The sequence below is a fragment of the Streptosporangium sp. NPDC023963 genome (genome assembly GCF_040639135.1).
Lineage (GTDB): Bacteria > Actinomycetota > Actinomycetes > Streptosporangiales > Streptosporangiaceae > Streptosporangium.
Window position 1 is genome coordinate 531,588 of the sequence record NZ_JBEZZK010000003.1, and the last position, 22,657, is coordinate 554,244.

16 protein-coding genes are annotated in these 22,657 nt (G+C 71.7%); 8 read left to right on the top strand and 8 right to left on the bottom strand.

Features of this window, described 5'->3' with window-relative positions; all coding sequences use genetic code 11:
• Nucleotides 1-16: 16 nt before the first annotated feature.
• On the top strand, nucleotides 17-2,851 hold the full coding sequence (locus tag AB0F88_RS13620; protein ID WP_362681973.1) for an ABC transporter substrate-binding protein: 2,835 nt from the start codon (nucleotides 17-19) through the stop codon (nucleotides 2,849-2,851).
• A 174-nt stretch (nucleotides 2,852-3,025) separates the two neighbouring features.
• Here AB0F88_RS13620 and AB0F88_RS13625 read toward each other — a convergent pair whose 3' ends face one another.
• Nucleotides 3,026-5,095 (bottom strand): RecQ family ATP-dependent DNA helicase, encoded by a 2,070-nt coding sequence (locus AB0F88_RS13625; protein WP_362682502.1) that lies wholly within the window; start codon nucleotides 5,093-5,095, stop codon nucleotides 3,026-3,028.
• A gap of 378 nt (nucleotides 5,096-5,473) precedes the next feature.
• Here AB0F88_RS13625 and AB0F88_RS13630 point away from each other — a divergent pair, with 378 nt between their 5' ends.
• Complete coding sequence (locus AB0F88_RS13630) at nucleotides 5,474-6,088, top strand: GNAT family N-acetyltransferase (protein WP_362681976.1); 615 nt, start codon at nucleotides 5,474-5,476, stop codon at nucleotides 6,086-6,088.
• A gap of 227 nt (nucleotides 6,089-6,315) precedes the next feature.
• Complete coding sequence (locus AB0F88_RS13635; protein ID WP_362681979.1) at nucleotides 6,316-8,811, top strand: DNA topoisomerase IV subunit A; 2,496 nt, start codon at nucleotides 6,316-6,318, stop codon at nucleotides 8,809-8,811.
• Between the two features lie 301 nt (nucleotides 8,812-9,112).
• On the opposite strand, the gene AB0F88_RS13640 is transcribed toward AB0F88_RS13635, so the two are convergent.
• Together AB0F88_RS13640 and AB0F88_RS13645 are read right to left on the bottom strand one after the other, a co-directional pair.
• Complete coding sequence (locus AB0F88_RS13640; RefSeq protein WP_362681982.1) at nucleotides 9,113-9,478, bottom strand: VOC family protein; 366 nt, start codon at nucleotides 9,476-9,478, stop codon at nucleotides 9,113-9,115.
• 166 nt (nucleotides 9,479-9,644) lie between these two features.
• Complete coding sequence (locus AB0F88_RS13645) at nucleotides 9,645-9,962, bottom strand: hypothetical protein (protein WP_362681985.1); 318 nt, start codon at nucleotides 9,960-9,962, stop codon at nucleotides 9,645-9,647.
• A gap of 166 nt (nucleotides 9,963-10,128) precedes the next feature.
• Between AB0F88_RS13645 and AB0F88_RS13650 the strand changes: the two genes are divergently transcribed.
• Nucleotides 10,129-10,623, top strand: coding sequence for a carbonic anhydrase (locus AB0F88_RS13650; protein ID WP_362681989.1), 495 nt, complete (start codon nucleotides 10,129-10,131; stop codon nucleotides 10,621-10,623).
• A 152-nt stretch (nucleotides 10,624-10,775) separates the two neighbouring features.
• Here AB0F88_RS13650 and AB0F88_RS13655 read toward each other — a convergent pair whose 3' ends face one another.
• On the bottom strand, nucleotides 10,776-12,848 hold the full coding sequence (locus tag AB0F88_RS13655) for a DNA topoisomerase IV subunit B (RefSeq protein ID WP_362681992.1): 2,073 nt from the start codon (nucleotides 12,846-12,848) through the stop codon (nucleotides 10,776-10,778).
• A gap of 240 nt (nucleotides 12,849-13,088) precedes the next feature.
• Here AB0F88_RS13655 and AB0F88_RS13660 point away from each other — a divergent pair, with 240 nt between their 5' ends.
• Entirely contained in the window at nucleotides 13,089-13,319 is a 231-nt protein-coding gene (locus AB0F88_RS13660; RefSeq protein ID WP_030920243.1) for a hypothetical protein, read from the top strand.
• 17 nt (nucleotides 13,320-13,336) lie between these two features.
• Here the strand turns inward: AB0F88_RS13660 and AB0F88_RS13665 are convergent, their stop codons facing one another.
• The gene (locus AB0F88_RS13665) at nucleotides 13,337-14,095 is read right to left on the bottom strand and encodes a GNAT family N-acetyltransferase (protein WP_362681995.1); all 759 of its coding nucleotides are present in this window, start codon (nucleotides 14,093-14,095) and stop codon (nucleotides 13,337-13,339) included.
• 46 nt (nucleotides 14,096-14,141) lie between these two features.
• Here AB0F88_RS13665 and AB0F88_RS13670 point away from each other — a divergent pair, with 46 nt between their 5' ends.
• Nucleotides 14,142-14,882, top strand: a complete 741-nt coding sequence (locus tag AB0F88_RS13670; RefSeq protein WP_362681998.1) for a peroxide stress protein YaaA — start codon at nucleotides 14,142-14,144, stop codon at nucleotides 14,880-14,882.
• A gap of 121 nt (nucleotides 14,883-15,003) precedes the next feature.
• On the opposite strand, the gene AB0F88_RS13675 is transcribed toward AB0F88_RS13670, so the two are convergent.
• From AB0F88_RS13675 to AB0F88_RS13685, 3 genes are all read right to left on the bottom strand, one after another.
• A complete protein-coding gene (locus AB0F88_RS13675) occupies nucleotides 15,004-15,969 on the bottom strand; it encodes a hypothetical protein (RefSeq protein ID WP_362682001.1) in 966 nt (321 codons plus the stop codon).
• 109 nt (nucleotides 15,970-16,078) lie between these two features.
• Nucleotides 16,079-17,728 carry an RNA polymerase sigma factor gene (locus AB0F88_RS13680; RefSeq protein WP_362682004.1) on the bottom strand — a complete coding sequence of 550 codons (1,650 nt, stop codon included), beginning with the start codon at nucleotides 17,726-17,728 and terminating at the stop codon, nucleotides 16,079-16,081.
• Nucleotides 17,729-17,972: 244 nt separating this feature from the next.
• Nucleotides 17,973-20,066 (bottom strand): SpoIIE family protein phosphatase, encoded by a 2,094-nt coding sequence (locus AB0F88_RS13685; protein ID WP_362682007.1) that lies wholly within the window; start codon nucleotides 20,064-20,066, stop codon nucleotides 17,973-17,975.
• 683 nt (nucleotides 20,067-20,749) lie between these two features.
• Here AB0F88_RS13685 and AB0F88_RS13690 point away from each other — a divergent pair.
• The gene (locus tag AB0F88_RS13690) at nucleotides 20,750-20,938 is read left to right on the top strand and encodes a hypothetical protein (protein WP_362682505.1); all 189 of its coding nucleotides are present in this window, start codon (nucleotides 20,750-20,752) and stop codon (nucleotides 20,936-20,938) included.
• 206 nt (nucleotides 20,939-21,144) lie between these two features.
• A complete protein-coding gene (locus AB0F88_RS13695; protein WP_362682508.1) occupies nucleotides 21,145-22,656 on the top strand; it encodes a hypothetical protein in 1,512 nt (503 codons plus the stop codon).
• The last annotated feature ends 1 nt before the right edge of the window (nucleotide 22,657 follow it).

A 22,657-nucleotide genomic window follows, 5' to 3' on the forward strand; every position in this document is an offset into this window, starting at 1 on the left:
CCCCCTGGAGTGACGCATGCCGGAGCCCCGCCCCCTGCGGCCGGGTGACCCGGAGCTGATCGGCCCGCACCGGCTGGTCGGATTCCTCGGCGAGGGCGGCCAGGGCGTGGTCTACCTGGCGCGCACCCCCGAGGGAGAACGCGTCGCGCTCAAGGTGCTGCACGCCAGGCTCTCCGACGACGCGCACGCCAAGCGGCGCTTCCAGCGGGAGGCCGACGCCGCCCGGCGGGTCGCCCCGTTCTGCACCGCCCGGGTGCTGCGGGCCGACGTCACCGGCGACCGACCGTACATCCTGAGCGAGTACGTCGACGGCGAGTCGCTGCAGCAGGTGGTGTCCAGGGAGGGTCCGCGCGATGAGTACGCGCTGGTCAGGCTGGCCGTCGCCACCGCCACCGCGCTGGCCGCGATCCACCGTGCCGGGATCGTGCACCGCGACCTCAAGCCCAGCAACGTCCTGCTCGGCCCCGACGGCCCCCGCGTCATCGACTTCGGCATCGCCAAGGCCCTGGACGCCGCGTACAGCCTGACCACGGACCTGGTCGGCACGCCCGCCTACATGGCGCCCGAGCAGTTCCACGAGCAGGAGGTCGGACCGGCGGGCGACGTGTTCGCCTGGGCCGGGACCATGGTGTTCGCGGCGACCGGGCAGCCGCCGTTCGGGCTGGGCAACCTGGCCGTGGTGATGCGCCGCATCCTCATCGCGGAACCGGACCTGTCCGGCGTGCCGGAGTCGCTGCGCCCGCTGCTGGGGGCGGCCCTCACCAAGGATCCCCGCTCCCGGCCCGGCTCGGCCGACGTGCTGGACATGCTGCTGAACGCGGCCGACGGTCCCGCGCCGGTCTCCGGGACGTTCCCGCCCCCCGCGTCTCCCCCGCCGCCCCGCGCGCGGGAAACGGCCCGGCCCTCCGCCGCGTTCCCGGCACCGGCTCCTCCCCCGCCGGGCCGCGCGCCGGTCCCGGCCCGGCCCGCCGCCCCGTCAGGGGCGCCGTCAGGGGCGCCGTCTCCCGCGACGCCTTCCACCGGGTTCTCCTCGCCGTCACCCGGCCCGCTCGCCCGGCTCGCCCGGCTCGCCCGGCTCGCCGGCACGGCGGGACGCCGTAGGGTCCTGCTCGCCGCCTCGGCCCTGGCGGCCGCCTGCGTGCTGGGCCTCGCCACCTGGCTGGTCCTGCCGTCCGGCGAGCCCGACGCCGTCTCGCGGGTGACACCGAAGCCGGCGCCGACCGGCTTCGACGCGGCCTCGGCCACGGTCGTCAACCCCTCGGCACGCAGGGGCGGGACGATGCGGTTCGGCGCCGGATTCGTCGCCGACTCCTTCGACCCGGGCAACACCTACTACCCCTCGCTGTGGAACGTCGCGCGGCTCTACGGACGCTCGCTGATGATGTACCGGCCCGTTCCCGGCGCCGGGAGCCGGGAACTCGTGGGCGACCTGGCGGAGGGCCCCGGCGTGCCCGGCGACGGGGGCAGGACGTGGACGTACCGGCTCAGGGAGGGCCTGAAGTACGAGGACGGCACGCCGATCGTCGCCGCGGACGTCAAGCACGCCGTGCTGCGCGCGATCGGCAAGGACACGCTCAGCCGGGGCCCGTACCACTTCGAGGAGCTGCTGAACCTGCCCTCGGGCTACCGGGGCTACTTCGCGTCGCCGAAGGCCGACACCGACGGGGCGATCCGGACCCCGGACGACCGGACCGTCGTGTTCCACCTCAGAAAGCCGCACGGGGCGTTCGACCACGTCGCCCAGGTCCCCCAGACCATGCCGGTCCCCGAGGCGAAGGACACCGGCGCGGCGTACGAGAAGCATGTGCTTTCCTCGGGCCCCTACATGTTCGAGAGCGCGGAGCGGGGCAAGCGGCTCGTCCTGGTCCGCAACCCCCACTGGTCACCGGCGACCGACCCGAACCGCCGGGCGCTCCCCGACCGCTACGAGATCACCTTCGACATGGACCAGGGCGCCGTCGACAAGGGCCTCGTCTCCGGCGACCTCGACCTGGACCTCGACTCGGGCGCGAGCGCGAGCCTGCCCGAGCGGATCGCGGCCGATCCCGCGCTCAGGGCGCGGGCCGACGCGCCCACGATCGGCTGGCTGCGGTACGTCGCGATCAACCCGCAGGTGCTGCCCTTCGACAACGTGGCCTGCCGCAGGGCCGTGTTCGCCGCGGCGGACCGGGAGGCCCTGCGCGACGCCTACGGCCGCGGCCTGCGCGCGGGCACGATCGCCACCGGGCTGCTCCCGCCGACCATCGCCGGGCACCGCCCGCTGAACCTTTACCAGACCGGCAAGGGTGACGTGGCCGCGGCTCGCGGGCAGCTGGCCGCGTGCGGGCGGCCCGGCGGCTTCGCGGCCACGATCGTCTTCCGGGCCGGGCAGCCCGCCGAGCGGAAGGCCGCCGAGGCCCTGAAGGCGGCCCTGGGACGTGTCGGGATCCGGCTCACGCTCAGGGGCATGTCCCAGGCCGAGCACACGGCCCAGCACGGCGGCAGCCCCTCCTATCTGAGGAAGGAGAAGATCGGCCTGTCCATCCGGGCCTGGACCGCCGACTGGCCGGAGGGCGCCAGCTACCTGCCGTACCTGGCCGACAGCCGGGAGATCCTGGAGGACGGCCTGTCGTTCAACGTGAGCGTGCGCCTGCCCGAGGCCGACCACCTCATCGACCAGGCCGGCGCCGAGCTCGACGCCGGCCGGCGCGAGGAGCTGTGGGCGCGGGTCGACCGCACGGTCATGGAGCAGGCCCTCGTGCTGCCCGTCCAGTGGGACACCCGGGTCCTGCTCCGCGGCAAGCGCCTGACGAACGTGCACGTCAGCCATGCCTTCTCCGACTACGACTACGTCGATCTCGGCCTTTCCTGAGAGCCGCGCCTTGATCCGGGAGCCGGTCCGCGAGCGTGACACCGGCGAAGCGTGAGCCTGCGGACCTTGACCGGTTGCGTCACCGAGCCTCCCGGGTGCCGATCGAATGTGATCAGCACCCTCCGACCGGCGAAAACTCCTGCGCGCCCACCCGGTGATCGTTTCCGGTGAGCACTAGCTGGTGACCGCGAGGGCGAGGGGCAGCACCGCGGGGGCGCCGGCGTGGCGGAGCATGGCGGCTCCCAGCGTCATCGTCCAGCCGGTGTCGACCAGGTCGTCGACGAGCAGGACCGGGCCTTTGGCCCCGGCGACGGCCGGGCCCAGGGCGGCGGGCATGGCGAGGGTGCCCCTGATCGCCTGGACGCGCTGCGCGCTGTTGAACTGCCGTCCGGGCGGGCCCGACCGGTAACCGAGGTCACCCAGGTAGGACAGGCGCCCCACCTGGGCCAGCCGCTCGGCGAGGCTGCGGACGAGCTGGGGGCGGCTGCCCGAGGGCACCGCGACGACACCCACCGGGCGCTGGGCCCACTCCCAGGAGGACAACACTTTGATCACGGCGGCGAAGACGTCGTCGGGGACCGGCCCGTCGGCGGCGCCGTCGGCGAGCAGGCCGCGCAGGCGGTTGCCCCAGCCGATGTCGGTGAGCCTGCCCAGTGCCCGGCCGGGCTCGGCGCCCAGCTCCGGCCTGATCCGGCCCTTGAGGTCGGCCAGCCCGGTCGGCCACTGCTTGCGCGCCTCGACGTCCACGCCGGGTCGCTGGAGCCGGTCGGCGGCCGAGCGTACGGCCTGCTCGTCCACCTCGGGCGAGCGGTGGACGCCGGTGCAGTTGTCACAGCGGCCGCAGGGCGAGGCGGTGTCGTCGTCGAGGCGGCGGCGCAGGAACTCCTCCCGGCAGCCGGTGGTGTCGAGGTATTCGAGCATGGCCCGCTGCTCGGCCTCGCGCTCGGCGGCGACCCTGGCGTAGCGCGGGGCGTCGTAGCCCCAGGGCTCGCCGGTGGACTCCCAGCCGCCCTTGACCCGGCGCACCGCGCCGTCGACGTCGAGGACCTTCAGCATGGTCTCCAGGCGGCTGCGGCTGAGGTCCACCCGGTTCTCCAGGGCGGCCGTGGACATCACGCCGCCCTCCTCCAGCGCGGCCAGCACGGAGCGCACGACGGGCTCGGGAGGGAAGGCGAGCGAGGCGAAGTAGGCCCAGATGTCGCGGTCCTCCGCGCCGGGCAGCAGGATCACCTCGGCCCGCTCGACCCCTCGGCCCGCGCGGCCGACCTGCTGGTAGTAGGCCACCGGGGACTGGGGCGCGCCGACGTGCACCACGAAGCCGAGGTCGGGCTTGTCGTAGCCCATGCCGAGGGCGGAGGTCGCGACCAGTGCCTTGATCTTGTTGTCGAGCAGTGCCTGCTCGGCGGCGAGCCGCTCGGCCTGCTCGGTCTGCCCGGAGTAGGCGATCACCTCGTGGCCCTGCTCGCGCAGGTAGGCGGCGATCTCCTGGGCGGCGGCCACGGTGAGCGTGTAGACGATGCCGGAGCCGGGGAGCTCGTGCAGCGTGCGGGCGAGCCAGGCCAGGCGCTGCTCGGCGCCGCGCAGGCGCACGACCCCGAGGTGGAGGCTGTCGCGCTCCAGCGCGCCGCGCAGCACGAGCGTCTCCTCGCCCATCTGCTCCGCGACGTCGCGGGTGACCCTGGCGTTGGCCGTGGCGGTGGTCGCGAGGATCGGCACGCCCTCGGTGAGCTCCTCGAACAGCGTGCGCAGCCGCCGGTAGTCGGGGCGGAAGTCGTGGCCCCAGTCGGAGATGCAGTGCGCCTCGTCGACCACGATCAGGCCCGCGCTCTCGGCCAGCTCGGGCAGCACGTGGTCGCGGAAGTCGGGGTTGTTGAGCCGCTCGGGGCTGACGAGCAGCACGTCGACCTCGCCCTCGGCGACCTGGTTGTAGACCTGCTCCCACTCCTCGGGGTTGGCCGAGTTGACCGTGACCGCGGTGATCCCGGCGCGCTCGGCGGCGGCGATCTGGTTGCGCATCAGGGCCAGCAGCGGCGACACGATGACGGTCGGCCCCTCGCCCAGCTCGCGCAGGAGCGCGGTGGCGATGAAGTAGACCGCCGACTTGCCCCAGCCGGTGCGCTGCACCACGAGCACCCGGCGCCGGTCCATGACCAGCGCCTTGATCGCCGCCCACTGGTCCTCGCGCAGCCGGGCGTGCTCCCCGGCGAGCGCCCGCAGCCGCTTCTCGGCCTCTTCGCGCAGCATCAGCTCTTCGCTCACCCGGTCATTGGTACCAGGTCTCGCCGACTGTTTTCCCCCGGTACGGCACACACGGGCGGCACATGCCGTACCTGAGAGGGGAACGGGGCCCGGCGCGGGCCGTACCGGGCGGGGAGCCGGGAGGAGTGATCGGCGGGCCTCCATGCGCCAGGAGGGCGCCCGGGCGACGGGCGGGGGCGGGCGGGGGCGGGCGGGGGTACGCAGGGGGTGCGCGAGGGGTGCGCGAGGGGTGCCCGGGGTGCGCGGCGGGACTCCGTGAGGCGCCGCCGGGGGTCCGCGGCCCGTTCCACCGGCGCCGCCGGACCCGCGGTGCCGGGAGCTGGGGACCTGACGGGCTCCGAGCCGTGATTTGATGCATCCACTATGGACGTCACCACCTGGTACCTCGAACAGACCTCACGCTCGGACCTGTTGCCCGCCAAGCCGCCGTCGGTCGAGGTCGACGTCGTGCGCGCCGAGCTGCCCTCGCCCGAGTTCAACCGGTTCCTCCTCACGGCCGTCGGCGGAGACTGGCACTGGACCAACAAGCTGCCGTGGACCTGGAACGAGTGGGCGGACTGGCTGGCCGGCGGCGTGGAGACCTGGGTGGCCTACCACCGCGGCACCCCCGCGGGCTACGTCGAGCTCGTCCCCCAGGACGGCGGGACCGTCGAGATCGCCTCCTTCGGTCTCCTGGCGTGGGCGATCGGCAAGGGCGTCGGCGGTCACCTCCTGGAGGTCGGCGCGGCCAGGGCCTGGGACCTGGCCGACCGGCAGCCGGAGCGGGAGGCGACCCGGCGGGTGTGGCTGCACACCTGCTCCCTCGACAGCCCGGTGGCGCTCGCCAACTACAAGGCGCGCGGTTTCAGGGTCTACGACACCAAGGTGAACGTGCCCGGCGACGAGTACGAGGGTGAGACCCCCGGCCCCTGGCCGGGAGCGGGCCCCAGGACCCGGGGTCTCCCCGGCACATCGGCCGCCCCCGGCACGGCGCCGTAACGGCGGTAGCACCCGCGGGCAGGCCGGGGAAGGCCCGGAAGTGTCGGATGGGCTGGGTATGGTATCGAGTCTCGGTATGATGCCCGGTCGCCCCCGTCACCGGCTTCCCACCGGACATTCCGGCCAAGGCTCCCCGGGGAGCCGGCGCCAACGGTTGGACCACGAAGACAGAAGGAGGATGCGCCTCCCCCCGGCCTGACGGCCGGGGCGCGCGCGCAGGAAATCAGATGGCTCGACGGACGACCACACCCCCGACCGACGAGGGCTTCGAGGAGCGGATCGTCGACATCGACGTTTCCACCGAGATGCGCACCAGCTTCCTCGAATACGCATATTCGGTGATCTACCAGCGTGCGCTGCCGGACGCCAGGGACGGCCTCAAGCCGGTCCAGCGCCGCATCCTCTACTCGATGAGCGAGATGGGCCTGCGGCCCGACCGGGGCCACGTCAAGTCGTCGCGCGTCGTCGGCGACGTGATGGGCAAGCTCCACCCGCACGGCGACACCGCCATCTACGACGCGCTGGTCCGCATGGCCCAGCCGTTCTCGATGCGCCTGCCGCTCATCGACGGGCACGGCAACTTCGGCTCCCCCGACGACCTGCCCGCCGCGATGCGCTACACCGAGGCCCGGCTGGCCTCGGCGGCCATGGCCGTGGTCCAGTCGATCGACGAGGACACGGTCGACTTCAAGCCCAACTACGACGGCCAGGAGACCGAGCCCACGGTCATGCCGTCGGCCTTCCCCAACCTGCTGGTCAACGGTGCGACCGGCATCGCGGTCGGGATGGCCACCAACATGGCGCCGCACAACCTCGTCGAGGTCGTCGCCGCGGCCCGTCATCTGATCAAGAAGCCCGACGCGACGCTCGACGACCTGATGCGGTTCGTCCCCGGCCCCGACCTGCCCACCGGCGGCACGATCATCGGCCTCGACGGCATCCGCGACGCGTACGCCAAGGGCCGGGGCACCTTCCGGATGCGCGCCAAGTGCGCCGTCGAGCAGGTCAGCCCCCGCCGCAAGGGCATCGTCGTCACCGAGCTGCCCTTCAACGTCGGCCCCGAGCGCGTGGTCACCAAGATCAGGGAGCTGGTCACCGCCAAGAAGCTCCAGGGCATCTCCGACCTCAAGGACCTCAGCGACCGGCACAAGGGCCTGAGCCTGGTCATCGAGATCAAGAACGGCTTCATCCCCGAGGCCGTGCTGGAGGAGCTCTACCGGCTCACGCCGATGGAGGAGACCTTCGGCATCAACAACGTCGCCCTGGTCGACGGCGAGCCGCGCACGCTGGGCCTGCGCGAGCTGCTCCAGGTCTACGTCGACCACCGCATCGACGTGGTCCGCCGCCGCTCCCTGTACCGCAGGCGCAGGCGCGAGGAGCGGCTGCACCTCGTCGAGGGCCTCATCGTCGCCCTGCTCAACATCGACGAGGTCATCCAGGTCATCCGCTCCTCCGACAACTCCGCCCAGGCCCGCGAGCGCCTGACGGAGGTCTTCGAGCTGTCGGAGACCCAGGCCAACTACATCCTCGACACCCCGCTGCGCCGCCTGACCCGCTACGACAAGCTGGAGCTCGACCGCGAGAGCCAGACCCTGCGCGACGAGATCGCCGAGCTGACCGCGATCCTGTCCTCCGACGACAGGCTCCGCAAGGTCGTCTCCGACGAGCTCGCCCAGGTCTCCAAGACCTTCGGCACCCCGCGCCGCACGGTGCTGCTGGAGTCCTCGGGGGTCACGAGGAACGTCTCGGTCCCCCTGGAGGTGGCCGACGACCCCTGCCTGGTGCTGTTCTCCTCCACCGGCCTGCTGGCCCGCACCTTCGACGCCTCGCCGCTGGCCGGCGACGGTGACCGCTCGTCCCACGACGTGCTGGTCTCCGCCGTGCGGAGCACGGTCAGGGGCGAGGTGGGCGTGGTCACCAACCAGGGGCGGATGATCCGGGTCCAGGTGGTCGACCTGCCCACGCTGCCCCGCTCGGCCAACCCGCCGTCGCTGTCCGGCGGCCACCCGGTCGCGGAGTACGTCACCTTCAACCCGGGCGAGACGGTCGTCGGCATCGGCTCGCTCGATCCCGACGGTCCCGGCCTGGCGCTGGGCACGGCGCAGGGGGTGGTCAAGCGGGTCGTTCCCGACTACCCGGCCAACCGCGACGACTTCGAGGTGATCACCCTCAAGGACGGCGACACGGTGGTGGGCGCGGTGGAACTGGAGAGCGAGGACCACGATCTCGTCTTCATCACCTCCGAGGCCCAGCTGCTGCGCTACTCCGCCTCCGTCGTCCGCCCGCAGGGCCGCCCCGCGGGCGGCATGGCCGGTGTACGGCTGGACGGCGACGCCGTGGTGATCTGGTTCGGCGCGGTCGATCCGGCCCGCGAGTCGCAGGTCGTGACCATCGCCGGTTCCTCGACGGCACTGCCCGGCACCCAGATCGGCGGCGCCAAGATCTCCGACTTCGCCGAATACCCGCCCAAGGGCCGGGGCACCGGCGGGGTCCGCGTCCAGCGGTTCCTCAAGGGCGAGGACGTCCTGCTGCTCGCCTGGGCGGGTCCCGGACCGGCCCGCGCGGTCTCGGCCGTCGGCAAGCCCGTGCCTCTGCCCGAGGAGCTGGGCCGCCGCGACGGCTCCGGCGTACGGCTCACCCACACCGTGTCGGCCGTGGGCGGCGCCCTCGGCGCCGGAGGCGGCGAGGAGGGCTCAGCGGCGGCTCCCGCCCCTGAGGAGTGACCACCCGCCCGCGACAGGGCCCCGGGAGCCCCGCCAGGACGGCGGAGGCTCCCGGGGCCCGGCGCGGGGCCCTCGTGGGCTCCGAGATCGCGGAAGGCGGCCGGCGGGCCGCGAGGGCCTTCGCGAGGCTTCCGGCCGTGCGGCCCCGGCGGCCCCGGCGCCCACGGAGCGGCGCACACGGGAACGACCGGCCGCCCGCGACGCCGGGAGCGCGCCGGACGCCCGGATCGGCCCGGCGGCCCTGAGATCACTCAGCCGGACGCCCGGATCGGCCCGGAGGCCCTGAGATCACTCAGGAGGGTCAGTCCACGCACAGGCAGAACGGGTGCCCGGCGGGGTCGAGAAAGACCCGGAAACCCTCGTTCTCGCCCGGCTGGTACGGGTGTCTGGACGCGCCCAGCGCCAGCGCCTCCTTCTCGGCCTCGTCGAGGTTCTCGACCGTCAGATCGAGGTGGAACTGCTGGGGCCGCTCGGCGGTGGGCCACTCCGGCGGCCGGTAGTCGTGGACCAGCTGGAAGCAGAGGCGTCCGGGCCTGCCCCCGGTGACCACCACCCAGTCGTCCTCGACGCTGGCGATCTTCCAGCCCAGGAGCGCGCTGTAGAAGTCGGCCAGTTGCCTGGGGTCCGGACAATCGAGAACGATCGACCTCAGCTGCGCGATTCCCATGCTTCCTCCCACACTCGGCACCGACGAAGATCCTATGGCGGTGTCACCGGGAGCCTCAACGGCTGCCGTACCGACCAGCCGGGGGGCACGCTGGGCGCCACGGCCCGGTGCCACGGCCGCGGTCCGGGTCCGCTTTTCCGCGGCGGACGGGCTGAAACCCGGGCTCTCAGGTGAGCGCGCCCTGGAGCGCGAACCGGATCGCCATCAGCAGCTGCCAGGGCTCACCCGACTCCCAGAAGCGGACGACCCGGGCGACCCGGTCCGTCGGCTCGAACTCACCGGTCCCCTGGGGGCCGAAACACCCCGCCTCCGCGAGCACGGCCACGAACGGGTCGTCGTCCTTGAGCGACCGCGTGTAGACCGCCGCGTCGAGCAGGGCCAGCGCCGAGCGCGCGTTGCGGCCCCCGTCCCTGACCTCGACCCGGTCCAGCTTTCGCCTGCCCTGGTCACGAAGATAGTCGGCCAGCGATTCGGTCCTGCTCATCAGCCTCTCCACACTTCCGGACGTCGAGTGACGACATCATGACCTAGAGTGAGCGGCGGCGGCTGGATCTTGGTGAAGTCGTCACCAGGTGCGCCCCCGGCAACGTTCCGGAAACGGGCATGAAGCATCATTAGTCCGTTGATTGCGCCGACCGAAGGGTGCGCACGTGAGTGCTTTTGACGACCTGCTGACCGCCAACGAGGAGTTCTCCGCCACGTTCACCAGCGCCGGGCTGACCGGCAGGGCCGCCCGCGGCCTCGCCCTGGTCACCTGCATGGACTCGCGTATCGATCCGCTGGGGCTCTTCGGCCTGAAGCCGGGCGACGCCAAGATCCTCCGGAACGCCGGGGCCCGGGTCACCGACGACGTCCTGCGCACGCTCGTCCTGGCGGTCAACCTGCTTGGCGTGGAGCGGGTGCTGGTCATGCCGCACACCGACTGCGGCATGACCAAGGTCACCGACGACGAGGTGCACGCGATCGCCGCCCGGCGCGGCGTCGACACCCGCAGCCTGGACTTCCACACCGTCCCCGACCAGGACGCGGCGCTCCGGCATGATCTCGTACGGATCAGGACGAGCCCGTTCCTGCCCGTCGGCATGCCGGTCGGCGGGGCCATCTACGACGTGCGCACCGGCAAGCTGATGCCGGTCGAGATCTGAACCTCGTGATCCGGTCCTCGTGATCCGGTCCCGGCCGGGGCCGGGTCACGGTTTCACGATCGGCCGTGTTCGGCGGCGTTCGAAGGCCCTGGGCGCGGCGAACGACTCGCGGGCGCACCCCGCCGGGAATCACCCGGCGGGGACGGTCGCGGTCACGCGTCGATGTGGTCGCGGTCGATCTCGGCCGCGCTGCTCACGATGAACTCCCGGCGCGGGGCCACGTCGCTGCCCATCAGGAGGGCGAAGATGCGCTCGGCCTCCTCGATGTCCTCGATGCGGACCCGGCGCAGGGTGCGGTGCCGAGGCTCCATGGTCGTCTCGGCCAGCTGGTCGGCGTCCATCTCGCCCAGGCCCTTGTAGCGCTGGATCGGGTCCTTCCAGCGCTTGCCCCGGCGTTCCAGGTCCCGCAGCACCCGCTGCAGCTCGGCGTCGGAGTAGCAGTAGACGTACTTTCCGTGACCGCGCGTGGGGTTGATGACCTCGATGCGGTGCAGCGGCGGCACGGCGGCGAAGACCCGCCCGGCCTCGACCATCGGCTTCATGTAGCGGTGGAACAGGGTCAGCAGGAGGCAGCGGATGTGCGCCCCGTCGACGTCGGCGTCGGCCATCAGGATGACCTTGCCGTAGCGGGCGGCCTCGATGTCGAACGAGCGGCCGGAACCCGCGCCGATGACCTGGATGATCGCGGCGCACTCGGCGTTCTTGAGCATGTCGGCGACGGACGCCTTCTGCACGTTCAGGATCTTGCCCCGGATCGGCAGCAGCGCCTGGAACTCCGAGTTGCGGGCCGCGCGGGCGGTGCCCAGCGCCGAGTCGCCCTCGACGATGAACAGCTCGCTGCGGTCGACCTCGTCGCTGCGGCAGTCGACCAGCTTGGCGGGGAGCGCCGAGTTCTCCAGGGCGGTCTTGCGACGCTGGTTGTCGCGGTGCTCCCGGGCGGCGATGCGGGCCTTGGCCGCCGCGACGATCTTCTCCAGGACCGCGCGGAGCTGCGCCTTGGCGTTGCGCGGCGGGTTGGCGAGCAGCTCCTTGAGCTCTCGTGAGACGACGTGGGCGACGATCCTGGAGGCCGCCGAGGTGCCCAGGACCTCCTTGGTCTGGCCCTCGAACTGCGGCTCGGGCACCCGGACGGTCACCACGGCGGTGAGGCCCTCCATGATGTCCTCGCGGGTCACCGGGGCGTCGCCGTTCTTGAGCAGGCGGGTCTCGCGCAACTGCTCGTTCAGGGTGCGGACGAGGGCACGCTCGAAGCCGTTGACGTGGGTGCCGCCCTTGGGGGTGGCGATCACGTTGACGAAGGAGCGGACGGTGCTGTCGTAGCCCTTGCCCCAGCGCACCGCCACGTCGACGGTGAGCTCCCGCTGGACCTCGGTCGGGGTCATGTGTCCCAGGTCGTCGAGGACCGGGACGGTCTCGTGGAAGTGGCCGACGCCTTGCAGGCGCAGCACCTCGCAGACGGCCTCGTCCCGGGCGAGGAACTCGGTGAACTCCGAGATGCCGCCGTCGAAGTGGAACTCCTCCTCGGCGACCTCCTCGCCGCGGCTGTCGCGCACGGCCAGGGTCAGGCCGGGGACCAGGAACGCGGTCTGGCGGAGGCGGACGTGGATCTCGTCGAGGGAGACCTCGGCCTCGGGGAGGAAGATCTGGTGGTCGACCCAGAAGCGCACGCGGGTGCCGGTGACGTTCTTCGCGACGGGGCCGCCGTCGCGCAGCCCGGACTTCTTCTTGAACTTGGCCTTGGGGCCGTCGCCGTCGAAGACGCCGGGAACGCCCCTGCGGAAGCTGATCTCGTGGATCCGCCCGTCGCGGTCGACCTCGACGTCCAGCCGCGAGGACAGGGCGTTGACGACGGAGGCGCCGACGCCGTGCAGGCCGCCCGAGGCGCCGTAGGAGCCGCCGCCGAACTTCCCGCCCGCGTGGAGCTTGGTGTAGACGAGCTCCACGCCCGCCAGGCCGCTCTTGGGCTCGACGTCGACGGGGATGCCCCGGCCGTCGTCGCGGACCTCGATGGAGCCGTCGGGGTGAAGCTCGACCTCGATGCGGCTGCAGTAGCCGGCCAGGGCCTCGTCGACCCCGTTGTCCACGATCTCCCACAGGCAGTGCATGAGACCGCGGCTGTCGGTCGACCCGATGTACATGCCTGGACGCTTGCGGACGGCTTCCAGACCCTCCAGCACCGACAGGTGGCGGGCCGTATAACCCGTCTCCGCGCTAACTGCGGTCACGCCCACTCCCACTCTGTCGAACACGTGTGCGCAGCTTACCGTTCTTCCCACCACGACGCGTACAAGCTTGCCATCCGGTGGGGACAGGTGTTACATCCGGCGTGATCATCGTTACTTTCGGACACTTTCCGCTCTGGGCGTAGCAGGGGGTCGGTTGGGAACGTTCGTATCGGGTTAGATGTTCTCTCAAGTGACTGACGCCAGATCCTCCACCTCAGGGGATGACCTGAAAGGCGATACGTGACTGGAACCCTCGCCCCCGCCAAGCAGCTCACAGCTGCTGACCGCTGTGACCGGTGCGGCGCCCAGGCTTACATCCGCGCGACCCTGCCCGTAGGTGGGGAGCTGCTGTTCTGCGCCCACCACGGGCGGCAGCACGTGGCCGTGCTGAGAGACAAGGGCGCCAACATCCAGGACGAGTCCGCTCGTCTCAGCGACGCCCCGGCAACGGCAGGCAACGACGAACGATAACCAGACGAATGGAGCCATCATCGGACCCGATAGTGATATCGGCCCGCCACCGTGAAGCCCTGTCGCTCGTAGAGCGCCCTGGCAGCGGTGTTCGACTCCACTGCGACTAAATATGCCCGATGTGTGCCCTGCGCCCGCGCATGCGAGAGCAGGGCACGCAACATCTTCCGTCCATGACCCCGGCGCCGCGCATGCGGCAGTACGGCCATGGAGTAGATCCCGAACCACTCCCCCTGGACCACGCCCCGCCCCACGGCCTCCCGGCCGAGCGAGGCGTATACGGCGGGCACGCCGGTGAGGATTCGCGCGGCCGTCGCCAGACCGTCGCCACCGAACCTCCCGTCCACGCTCCACCAGGCGTCCAGCCACGCCTGCGAGGGCGCCTCAGCGAGCTCGACCTCCTCCCCGGTCTCTTCCGGCTCTCCGGCCTCCCCGGGGCCTCCGGGTTCCTCAGACGGCCCGTCCCCGGGCGCGAGTCGCGCCGTCATGATCAGTGTGGGGTCCACCACCCGGTAGCCGCGCGCCCGCAGCGACGCGTCCAGGCCGGGCGTGGCACCGCCCCCCACCGAGAAGACGCAGGGCAGACCCCGGTCGGCGTAGAACTTCTCGGCTCTCTCGATGCCCGTTTGAAGATCCTCCGGCTCGCCCAGCGGCAGCACGGAGTTGGCCCGCTTGGTCACACCGCCCGCGGCGCGCAGCGTCCAGCCTCCGGCGTCCACCCGCTGGATAGCCGGCCAGGCCTGGTCGACCAGCCGGTCGAAGACCTCATCGATCATGCTGAAGGATCCTAACCCCCCGATCGTCCCACTACGCTCGGCCACTGTGCTGATTCTGCTGCCTCCGTCCGAGGGGAAGGCCGCGCGGGGCGACGGCCCCGCCCTCGACCTGCCCCGGCTGAGCTTTCCCGCCCTCCGCTCGCCCAGGAAGAAGGTTCTGGACGCGCTCACCGCACTGTGCCGGAAACCGGCCGCGCGGGACGTGCTCGGCCTGTCGCCGGGACAGGCCGAGGAGGTCGGCAGGAACCTGCTCCTGCGGACCGCGCCGACGCTGGCCGCGGCCGACCTGTACACCGGCGTGCTCTACGACAACCTCGGCCTGGCCTCGCTGTCCCCCGAGGCGGCGGCGCGGGCCTCGGAGAGCCTGCTGATCTTCTCCGGTCTCTGGGGCCTGCTGCGGATCGGCGACCGCGTGCCGCCGTACCGGCTGTCGATGGGGGTGCGGCTGCCGCCGCTCGGCGGCCTGGGCGCCTTCTGGCGCCGGTCGGTCACGCCGCTGCTCGACGCCGAGCCCGGCCTGGTCGTGGACCTGCGCTCCAGCACGTACGCGGCGGCGTGGCAGCCGGGCGGGCGGGCGGTGGCGGTACGGGTGCTCAAGGACGGAAAGGTGGTCAGCCACATGGCCAAGGCCACCCGCGGTGTGATCGCCCGCTCCCTGCTGGAGGGGGGCGTCGATCCGGGGAGCCCCGAGGAACTCGCCAAGGTTCTGGATCACCTGGGCCACTCCGTCACCCTCGGCGCGCCGCCCACGGGGAAGCGGCCGTGGACACTCGACGTCATGGTGTGATCTTCCGCGTGTTCCCCTCCTGCGGATCCCACAAAACCGCCGGGGCGGCACAGGGGACACGGCGGGCACGGCGGGCACGGGACACGGCGTGTCCCGCCGCGCCGAAGGACCCCGGCCGGGTTCACGCCGCGACGAGGTGGAGCCGCCCGCAGGCCCGCTGGAACTGCTGGGCGGGATCTCCGAGGTAGGACCACGGCAACCGGCTGACCCTGCCTCCCGTCCGCATCAGGTGCCCGCGCGCGGGCCGCCGCAGGTCGGCGAGGTAGAAGGCGGCCCCGAACAGGTTGTGCGCCTCGACCGACCGGGGATGACCGTCCCGGCCCGGCCAGCGACCCGAGTGCGAGACGACCTCGCGCAGCGCCTCGTCGGAGAACCAGCCGCCGCGCGACATCGGCGACCGCTCGGCGGCCACCCGCTCGAAGTGGGCCAACGGTATCAGGGACGCCATCGGATCCCCGTCCGGCGCCCGCGAGACGGCCTGCCTGGCGAACTCCAGCATCTCCTGGGCACTGCCGCCCCAAGCGGGGGACAACATCATGAGCCGGGCCACGTTGGCCGGGAACAGCGTCGGATAACGGCGAACGGCCTCGTACCAGACCGTGTCCTTCTCCCGGCGCGGCCGGTCGAGGCCGAGATAGAGCCACATGATCGACTCCCAGGGCACCGGATCGGACGGCTCGAGCGACGCCGCGGTGAAAAGCGGCCCCCTGGCCGACTCCATCGCCTCCTGGAACGCCTGCACGCGCCGCGCCTGCACGGCTCGCGCCCTGACATCAGGCTTGATCGTCCAGGCTTCCTCGATGCGGGTGCGCCCGAGCCAGAGCCAGAGGTCGGGATTGGCCCGGTCGCGGGCCGCCAGCGCCTCTACGGCACGGCTGTGGCCGACGGCCGCCCTGGCCAGCGCCTCGACCCTGAGCGCGCGCCTCTCCGGATCGCCGCGGGCCGCGCCGATCGTGATCGGACCGGCCTCGAACACCTTCCGGCGGACCGCGGCGACCGCGTCGTCGAGCATCGCGTCCGCCCACGGACGATCGACGATCACCCGCAGTCCCCGGGCGCGAATGCTGTCAGCCTCGGCCACACCCATGAGGCGGCAGCCTAGAAGCCCGTTCCACCCGACGTGCTACCGACCCGTTACACCGGCGTTAACGACAAAGGGTCCGCACCGTACGGTGCGGACCCTTTGTCAGGAAGGCTCAGTCGAGATAGTCGCGCAGCACCTGCGACCGGGACGGGTGGCGGAGCTTGGACATCGTCTTGGACTCGATCTGCCGGATGCGCTCGCGCGTCACCCCGTAGACCTTGCCGATCTCGTCCAGCGTCTTCGGCTGACCGTCGGTCAGGCCGAAACGCATCGAGACCACGCCCGCCTCGCGCTCGGACAGCGTGTCCAGAACGGAGTGGAGCTGCTCCTGCAGAAGCGTGAAACTGACCGCGTCCGCAGGAACGATGGCCTCGGAGTCCTCGATGAGGTCACCGAACTCGCTGTCCCCCTCCTCACCCAGCGGGGTGTGCAGGGAGATCGGCTCGCGACCGTACTTCTGGACCTCGACGACCTTCTCGGGGGTCATGTCGAGCTCTCGCGCCAGCTCCTCCGGGGTGGGCTCGCGGCCCAGGTCCTGGAGCATCTGCCGCTGGACGCGGGCCAGCTTGTTGATCACTTCGACCATGTGGACCGGGATGCGGATGGTCCGCGCCTGGTCGGCCATGGCACGGGTGATCGCCTGCCGGATCCACCACGTGGCGTAGGTGGAGAACTTGTAGCCCTTGGTGTAGTCGAACTTCTCGACCGCGCGGATCAGGCCCAGGTTGCCCTCCTGGATCAGGTCCAGGAAGAGCATGCCGCGCCCCGTGTAGCGCTTGGCCAGCGAGACCACGAGGCGGAGGTTGGCCTCCAGCAGGTGGTTCTTGGCCCGGCGGCCGTCCTCGGCGATCCACTCCAGCTCGGCGCGGACGTCGACCGGGAGCTTCTCGCCGTCGGTGCCGAGCTGCTCCTCGGCGAACAGGCCGGCCTCGATGCGCTTGGCGAGCTCGACCTCCTGCTCGGCGTTGAGCAGCGGAACCTTGCCGATCTGCTTGAGGTAGTCCTTGACCGGGTCCGCGGTGGCACCGGCGGCGGCGACCTGGGGAACCGGAGCGTCGTCGTCGTCGTCGGTGAGGATGAGGACCTCGTCCTCGTTCACCTCGACGGCCTCGACCTTGGGCTCCTCCTCGGCCTCCACCTCGACCTCGGCTTCGACCTCCACCTCGACCTCGACCTCGGCCACGGCCTCCAGGTCGAAGTCCTCGATCTCGACGTCCTCGAGGTCGATGACCTCGTCGTCGTCACCGGTGACCGGCTTCGGGGCGGACGCCGGAGCCGGGCCCCCTGCCTCGGAAGCGGCCTTCTTCGGCGGCGGGGCGGGAACCGGCTTCTTGGCGGCCGGGGCGACCTTCTTGGCCGGGGCCGCCTTGGCGGGGGCCGCCGGCTTCTTGGCCGCGGTCGCGGCGGGCTCGGAGCCGCTGACGACCGCGGTGACGGTCTCCGGCTGCTCCTTGGCCGCCGCCGCGGTCTTGGTCTTCTTGACGGCGGCGGGCGCGGCCGGGGCAGTGCGGCGCTTGGCGGGAGTGCGGGGCTTCTTGGGAGCCGCGGAGTCCTCGGCGGTCAGCCGTACTGTGATGCCCTCTTTGCTGAGGCTTCGCAGGATTCCAGCGACCTGCGCCATCGGAATGTCCGCTTCCTCGACGGCCTTGCGGACATCCTCGGACTCGAGGAACCCCTGCGAGCGCCCCCGCTCCATCAGCTGCTGAATGACGGGCTCGTTCAGCTCGGATGGCTTCGAGCGAGTCGAACTTGCAGGCGACACGAACACCTCTCGAAGGAAAGCGTGACGAGAATGGACCCAGATGCCCAACTAGGGGCAGTTTTACCTCTAGTTGTGATTAACGAGGCCGCGCGAACCGCGACGTACCTGTCCAGCATTGTGGCATGACACCGTGATCCATACGGCCGCCTCCTGGCGGTTGCCCTCCACCCTAGGCCGACCAAGAGAGTAGTGCGTACGGAAGCGAGGCACCGATACCCGAAAGCAACCGTTATGACTGTTTCATTCAGTCACTCTTCGTGGCGAGGGGAACATGGATCGCGAGCACTGTGACGTCGTCATCCTGCTCATACCCAGACAGCATGCGATCAACAAGAAAATCTAGCAACATGTGGGGGCTTCCCACCACTTCGGCCGGTGCTTCGGTCACAACAGAGCAAAGATCGGCAAGCCCGGCATCGAGCCCACGCTTCCGGTTCTCCACCAGACCGTCCGAATACAGGACAGCGGTGTGGCCCGGCGGGACGCAGAACCTGAACTGCCGGCGGCTCGTGGGCCAGCCCAGCGGGGTGCCGGGCTCACCGTCGCACAGCAGCGGCACGCCCTGCGGGGAGACCAGCAGGGGCGGCGGGTGCCCGGCGAGCGCCAGCGTGCCCTCTCCGGTGCCCGGCTCGACGACCATGTAGGCGAGGGTCGTGACCTGCTCCTCCTCCTCGGTGGCCTCGAAGACCCTGTCGAGGCCGGTGAGCACCGCGGCGGGCGGCGGGTTGGTCAGCGCCAGTGCCCGCATGGCGTTGCGGATACGGCCCATCCCGGCCGCGGCCTTGACGCCCTTGCCCATGACGTCGCCGACCACCGCCGCGACCCGGCCGTCCTGGAGCACGAACGCGTCGTACCAGTCGCCGCCGACCTGCACGTGGCGGCTTCCCGAGCGGAACCGCTGGGCGAGGACCAGGCCCCGGACCACCGGCAGGCGGTCGGGCAGCAGGCTGCGCTGGAGCGTCTCGGCCGTGCGGTGCTCGCGCTCGAACAGGGTGGCCCGCTCCACGGCGAGGGCGCACTGCCCCGCGAGAGCCTCCAGGAACACCCCGTCCTCCTGGGAGATCTTCTGCGGGCGGGTGAAGGAGAACCTCAGCGCGCCGAGCGCGCGGCCCGCGGCCAGCAGCGGCAGGCCCACCCAGGCCCGCTCGTCGCTGTGGGCGATGAATCCGGTGATGGCCTCGTTGTCGCCGCCCGCGTCGACCAGCTGGGAGCGCAGGCTCTCCGGTGACTCGGCGAAGACCGGGCGCCGGCTGTTGACCGCCATGGTCATCACGCTGGAGTGCGACAGCGGGATCTCCTCCCCGGGCGCACCGGGGACGTCGGGGATGCCGCCGCTGTTGACCAGCTTCAGCGCGGCCCGGTCGACGTCGAGCAGCGCCACGGCCGAGCGGTCGGCCGCCAGCGCGGTGCGGCCCACGTCGATGATGACCTGGACCACCTGCTCGACGGTGAGCGCCTCGGCGAGCATCGCCGTGGCGCCCTGCAGGCGCGCGGTCCGCAGGGCCGCGGCGCCGAGCTGGTCGGTCAGGCGGCCGCGCATCTCCTCGGCCTCGCGCTGCGGGGTGACGTCGGTGTTGGCGCCCACCCACTCGACGACCCGGTTGTGCCGGATGATCGGGACGGCGCGCACCTCGAAGTGCCGGTAGCCGCTGGCCCGGGTGCGGACCCGGTAGCTCCACTCGAACATGATCCGGCCGCGCAGCGCCTCGCGCCACGCCTCCTCGGTGTGCGGGCGGTCGTCGGGGTGGACGGCCTCCAGCCAGCCGTGGGTGAGGTATTCCTCGAGCCCCTGGCCGGTGATGGCCCGCCACTGCGGCGCGTCCTCCTCCACGACGCCGTTGGGCGCGGTGATCCACACGAGCTGGGACTGGGCCTCGACCAGCGAGCGGTAGCGCTCCTCGCTGCGCCTGAGGTCCTCCTCGACCTGCCTGCTGTCGGTGATGTCGACGCCGACCAGGCAGATCGCGCGGAGCGCGCCCTTGTCGTCGTGGATCGGGGAGAAGGTCAGCGACCAGTGGTGGGTCTCCCCGTCGGCGGTGCGCACGCGGATCCGCTGGTCGCCCTCGACCTCGGCCCCCGCGACGATGCCGCGCACCGAACCCTCGATCAGGGCGGTCAGGTCGGCGGAGAGCAGCTCGCCGGGGGCCCGGCCGACCAGGCGCTCGGCGGGCAGGCCGACCACGTCGGCGAAGACCTCGTCGACGCGCTCGAAGCGGCCACCGGGGTCGAAGAACGCGAAGGCGAACGGCGACTGTGACAGCAGGCCCTGCAGCAGGCCGGAGTCTGAGATGTCCACACCCGACTCCCGGGGACGGGGCACGGAGGTTTCGGCGCTCATGGTCGGCACCTCCGTCGCGTGCCAGGGTCTCCCACGAGGCACATCTCCAAACTTGCGAATTGGCGTAGCGCGGCTCCGGGGGACCGGATCCTGGAGTACATCATCGGCGATGGGCAGGTGCGGACGGAAGCCCCGCCCAGGATGCGGTCCGCGCACCCCGGGAACCCTGGGAATCCCGCCGCTCCGATCACCGGAACCCTCGCACCGGCGCGAGGGGGCTCCCGCACGAGCGCCGACCGGCCGGCGTTGTGTCTCCGAACGTTTGCGGCCAGGACCATAGCAGGATCGGGCCGGACCGTCCCGGCAACTGCCCACCTCATCTCCGTCGGGCTTGCAGGCGAGATCAGGCTACTGACTCGCCGTCAATTCGGCTCCCTGTTCGGGGACACTCACTTACTCCCCTGTTGCAGGATTCAGTCAAGACACGGGGCCAGCTTTCCATATCACGGCGCCGAGGGTTGACACTCCCGAGATAAGTTGTGGAATGAAAACGCACGTCCTCGCCGACACATCCGGGGGATGCCCCCGGGAAACTCCGGAGGAATGCGACATCCATGCCCGTTCTCACCACCCGCTTCGCCGGGCCTTCACCGACCTCCGCAGCGCCCTCGACGCCCTCGACGCCCTCGACGCCCTCGACGCCCTCGACGCCCTCGACGCCGCCGGCGGTCCTCCACGAGCCGGTGACCTCTCACCTGGCCGCCGAGTTCCTGACGCTTCCCGTCGACACCGTCGACAGGTGCGTGGCCGACGTCTGCGCCTGCGCCGAGCATCTCGGCATCGAGGTGACGGCCGAGGTCGTCGAGCGCGTCGCCCGCGAGCATTTGCTCGCCCTCGTCAACTCCGCGCCGCCGCCCCGCGGTCCCCGGTAGCATCGGGAGCACCCGGCCGTCTTCTACGCACCGTTTGGCCCGGGAATGCGAGAAGGTTGGGACGTGAGCGAGGGAAGCGAGCGGGCCAATCGACGCGGCGGCGGCGTCCGCGATGGGCTCGCGCGCCCGACGGGGGAGGCTGCTTGAGCCGGCGACATCGTCGCGACCTTAGGGAGAGCCAGTCCCCCGAGGCGGTCTTCTCCGAGATGTTGCTCGCCGCTCGCGAGCTGCTGGCCGTACGCAGCCCGCTGGACGCCGAGCTCATGGTCTCCGACATGGTCGGAGCCTGGTGGGGGCGCCGGTTGCGACGCGGGGACGCCGAGCAGGTCCTCGGCGAGGGCCTGGTCGACTACGCGGCCAAGGCCGGCTCACCCGCCGCGCTCACCCTGCTGATCGCGCTGGCCTACCTCGGCACCGCCCGCCAGGCCGCCAAGGCGGAGGGCGCCGCGCTGGCGCTCATGGAACGCGGCGTGGCCAGGCCCCGCTGGGCCGACAGGCTGGGCGTGGTCAAGACGAACGGCTGCTTCGTCTCCCGCGACGCGTACGGCGACCAGGACACCGTCGTGTGCACCTTCGGCTACCGGGGTGCCGACAGCGTCGAGGACCGGCACGCGCTGGTGGTGATCGTCGACTACAACATGCGCGGCATCGCCCGCGACGCCTGGGTCTCCTCGCACGTCGACAAGCTGCTGGAGCAGGTCAGGGCCGAGGCCGAGGGCAACCCGATGCTCAGGTTCGGGGAGATCGAGCCGCAGCAGGCCAGGGCGCTGCTCGAATCGGCCATGAAGGCCACCGCCGAGTACGGCCAGCGCAGGACGTCCGCGCCGGTCAGCGACAGCTACAGCGCCTACCACGCCTTCGCCAGGTCCCGGATCAAGGCGCTGCCGCCCGGCAGGAAGCGGCCGGCCCCGCTGCACAGCGAGGCCCCCTACAGCCGCGACCGCCGGGCGATGCTGGCGGCCGAGTTCCTCTCCTCGGACGCGGCCGAGCACCTGTCCGACCCCTCGGCGGCCTCCCGGTGCGCCGACCACATCATCGACTACGGCTGCGACCAGGACTTCGGCCGCCCGCTCCGGGTGAGCCCGACCAAGTGCGAGACGTTCCTCCTCGACTGGCTGCCGCGCAAGGTGATGCTCACCACCGCCGAGCAGGAGGCGGTACCGCACGTGCTGGGCGCGTGGGCGCGGTTCGCCGCCGGCCGGACCGGGCTGCCCGACGAGGGGCTGCGGGCCACGCTCGACGCGGTCTGGGAGGCGACGGGCAAGTTCGCGGAGTCCTACCGCGACCCGACGACCTTCGGGCTCGACCGCGACCTGCTCGACCGGCTGCTGCCGGACGGCGACCTGTCCGCGCTGGCCAGGCGGGTGTTCGCGTTCCCCTTCCTGCAGGGCACGCACGGCGAGATCAAGCTCAGCCTGCTCAACCCGGCCGACGACACCGACCGGCGGATCCTGCTGGGCATCGACCACGCCGGCGAGCTCGACCGGCGCGACTACGACGAGCACCTCGCCTGGCACGAGGAGATCGCCGCCCGGCTCTGGGAGGGCGACCCGCCGCAGCTCTGGGAGGCGGCGCAGCGGCTGCTGGACCTGGGCCACGACCGGCACGACGTGCTGCACGTGCTGATCGAGATCGCCGAGCGCATCGGGGACGACCCCGAGGAGCTGGCCATCGCCCTCGATGACATCGCGGACATTCCCGACGAACCCCCGGTGTAGG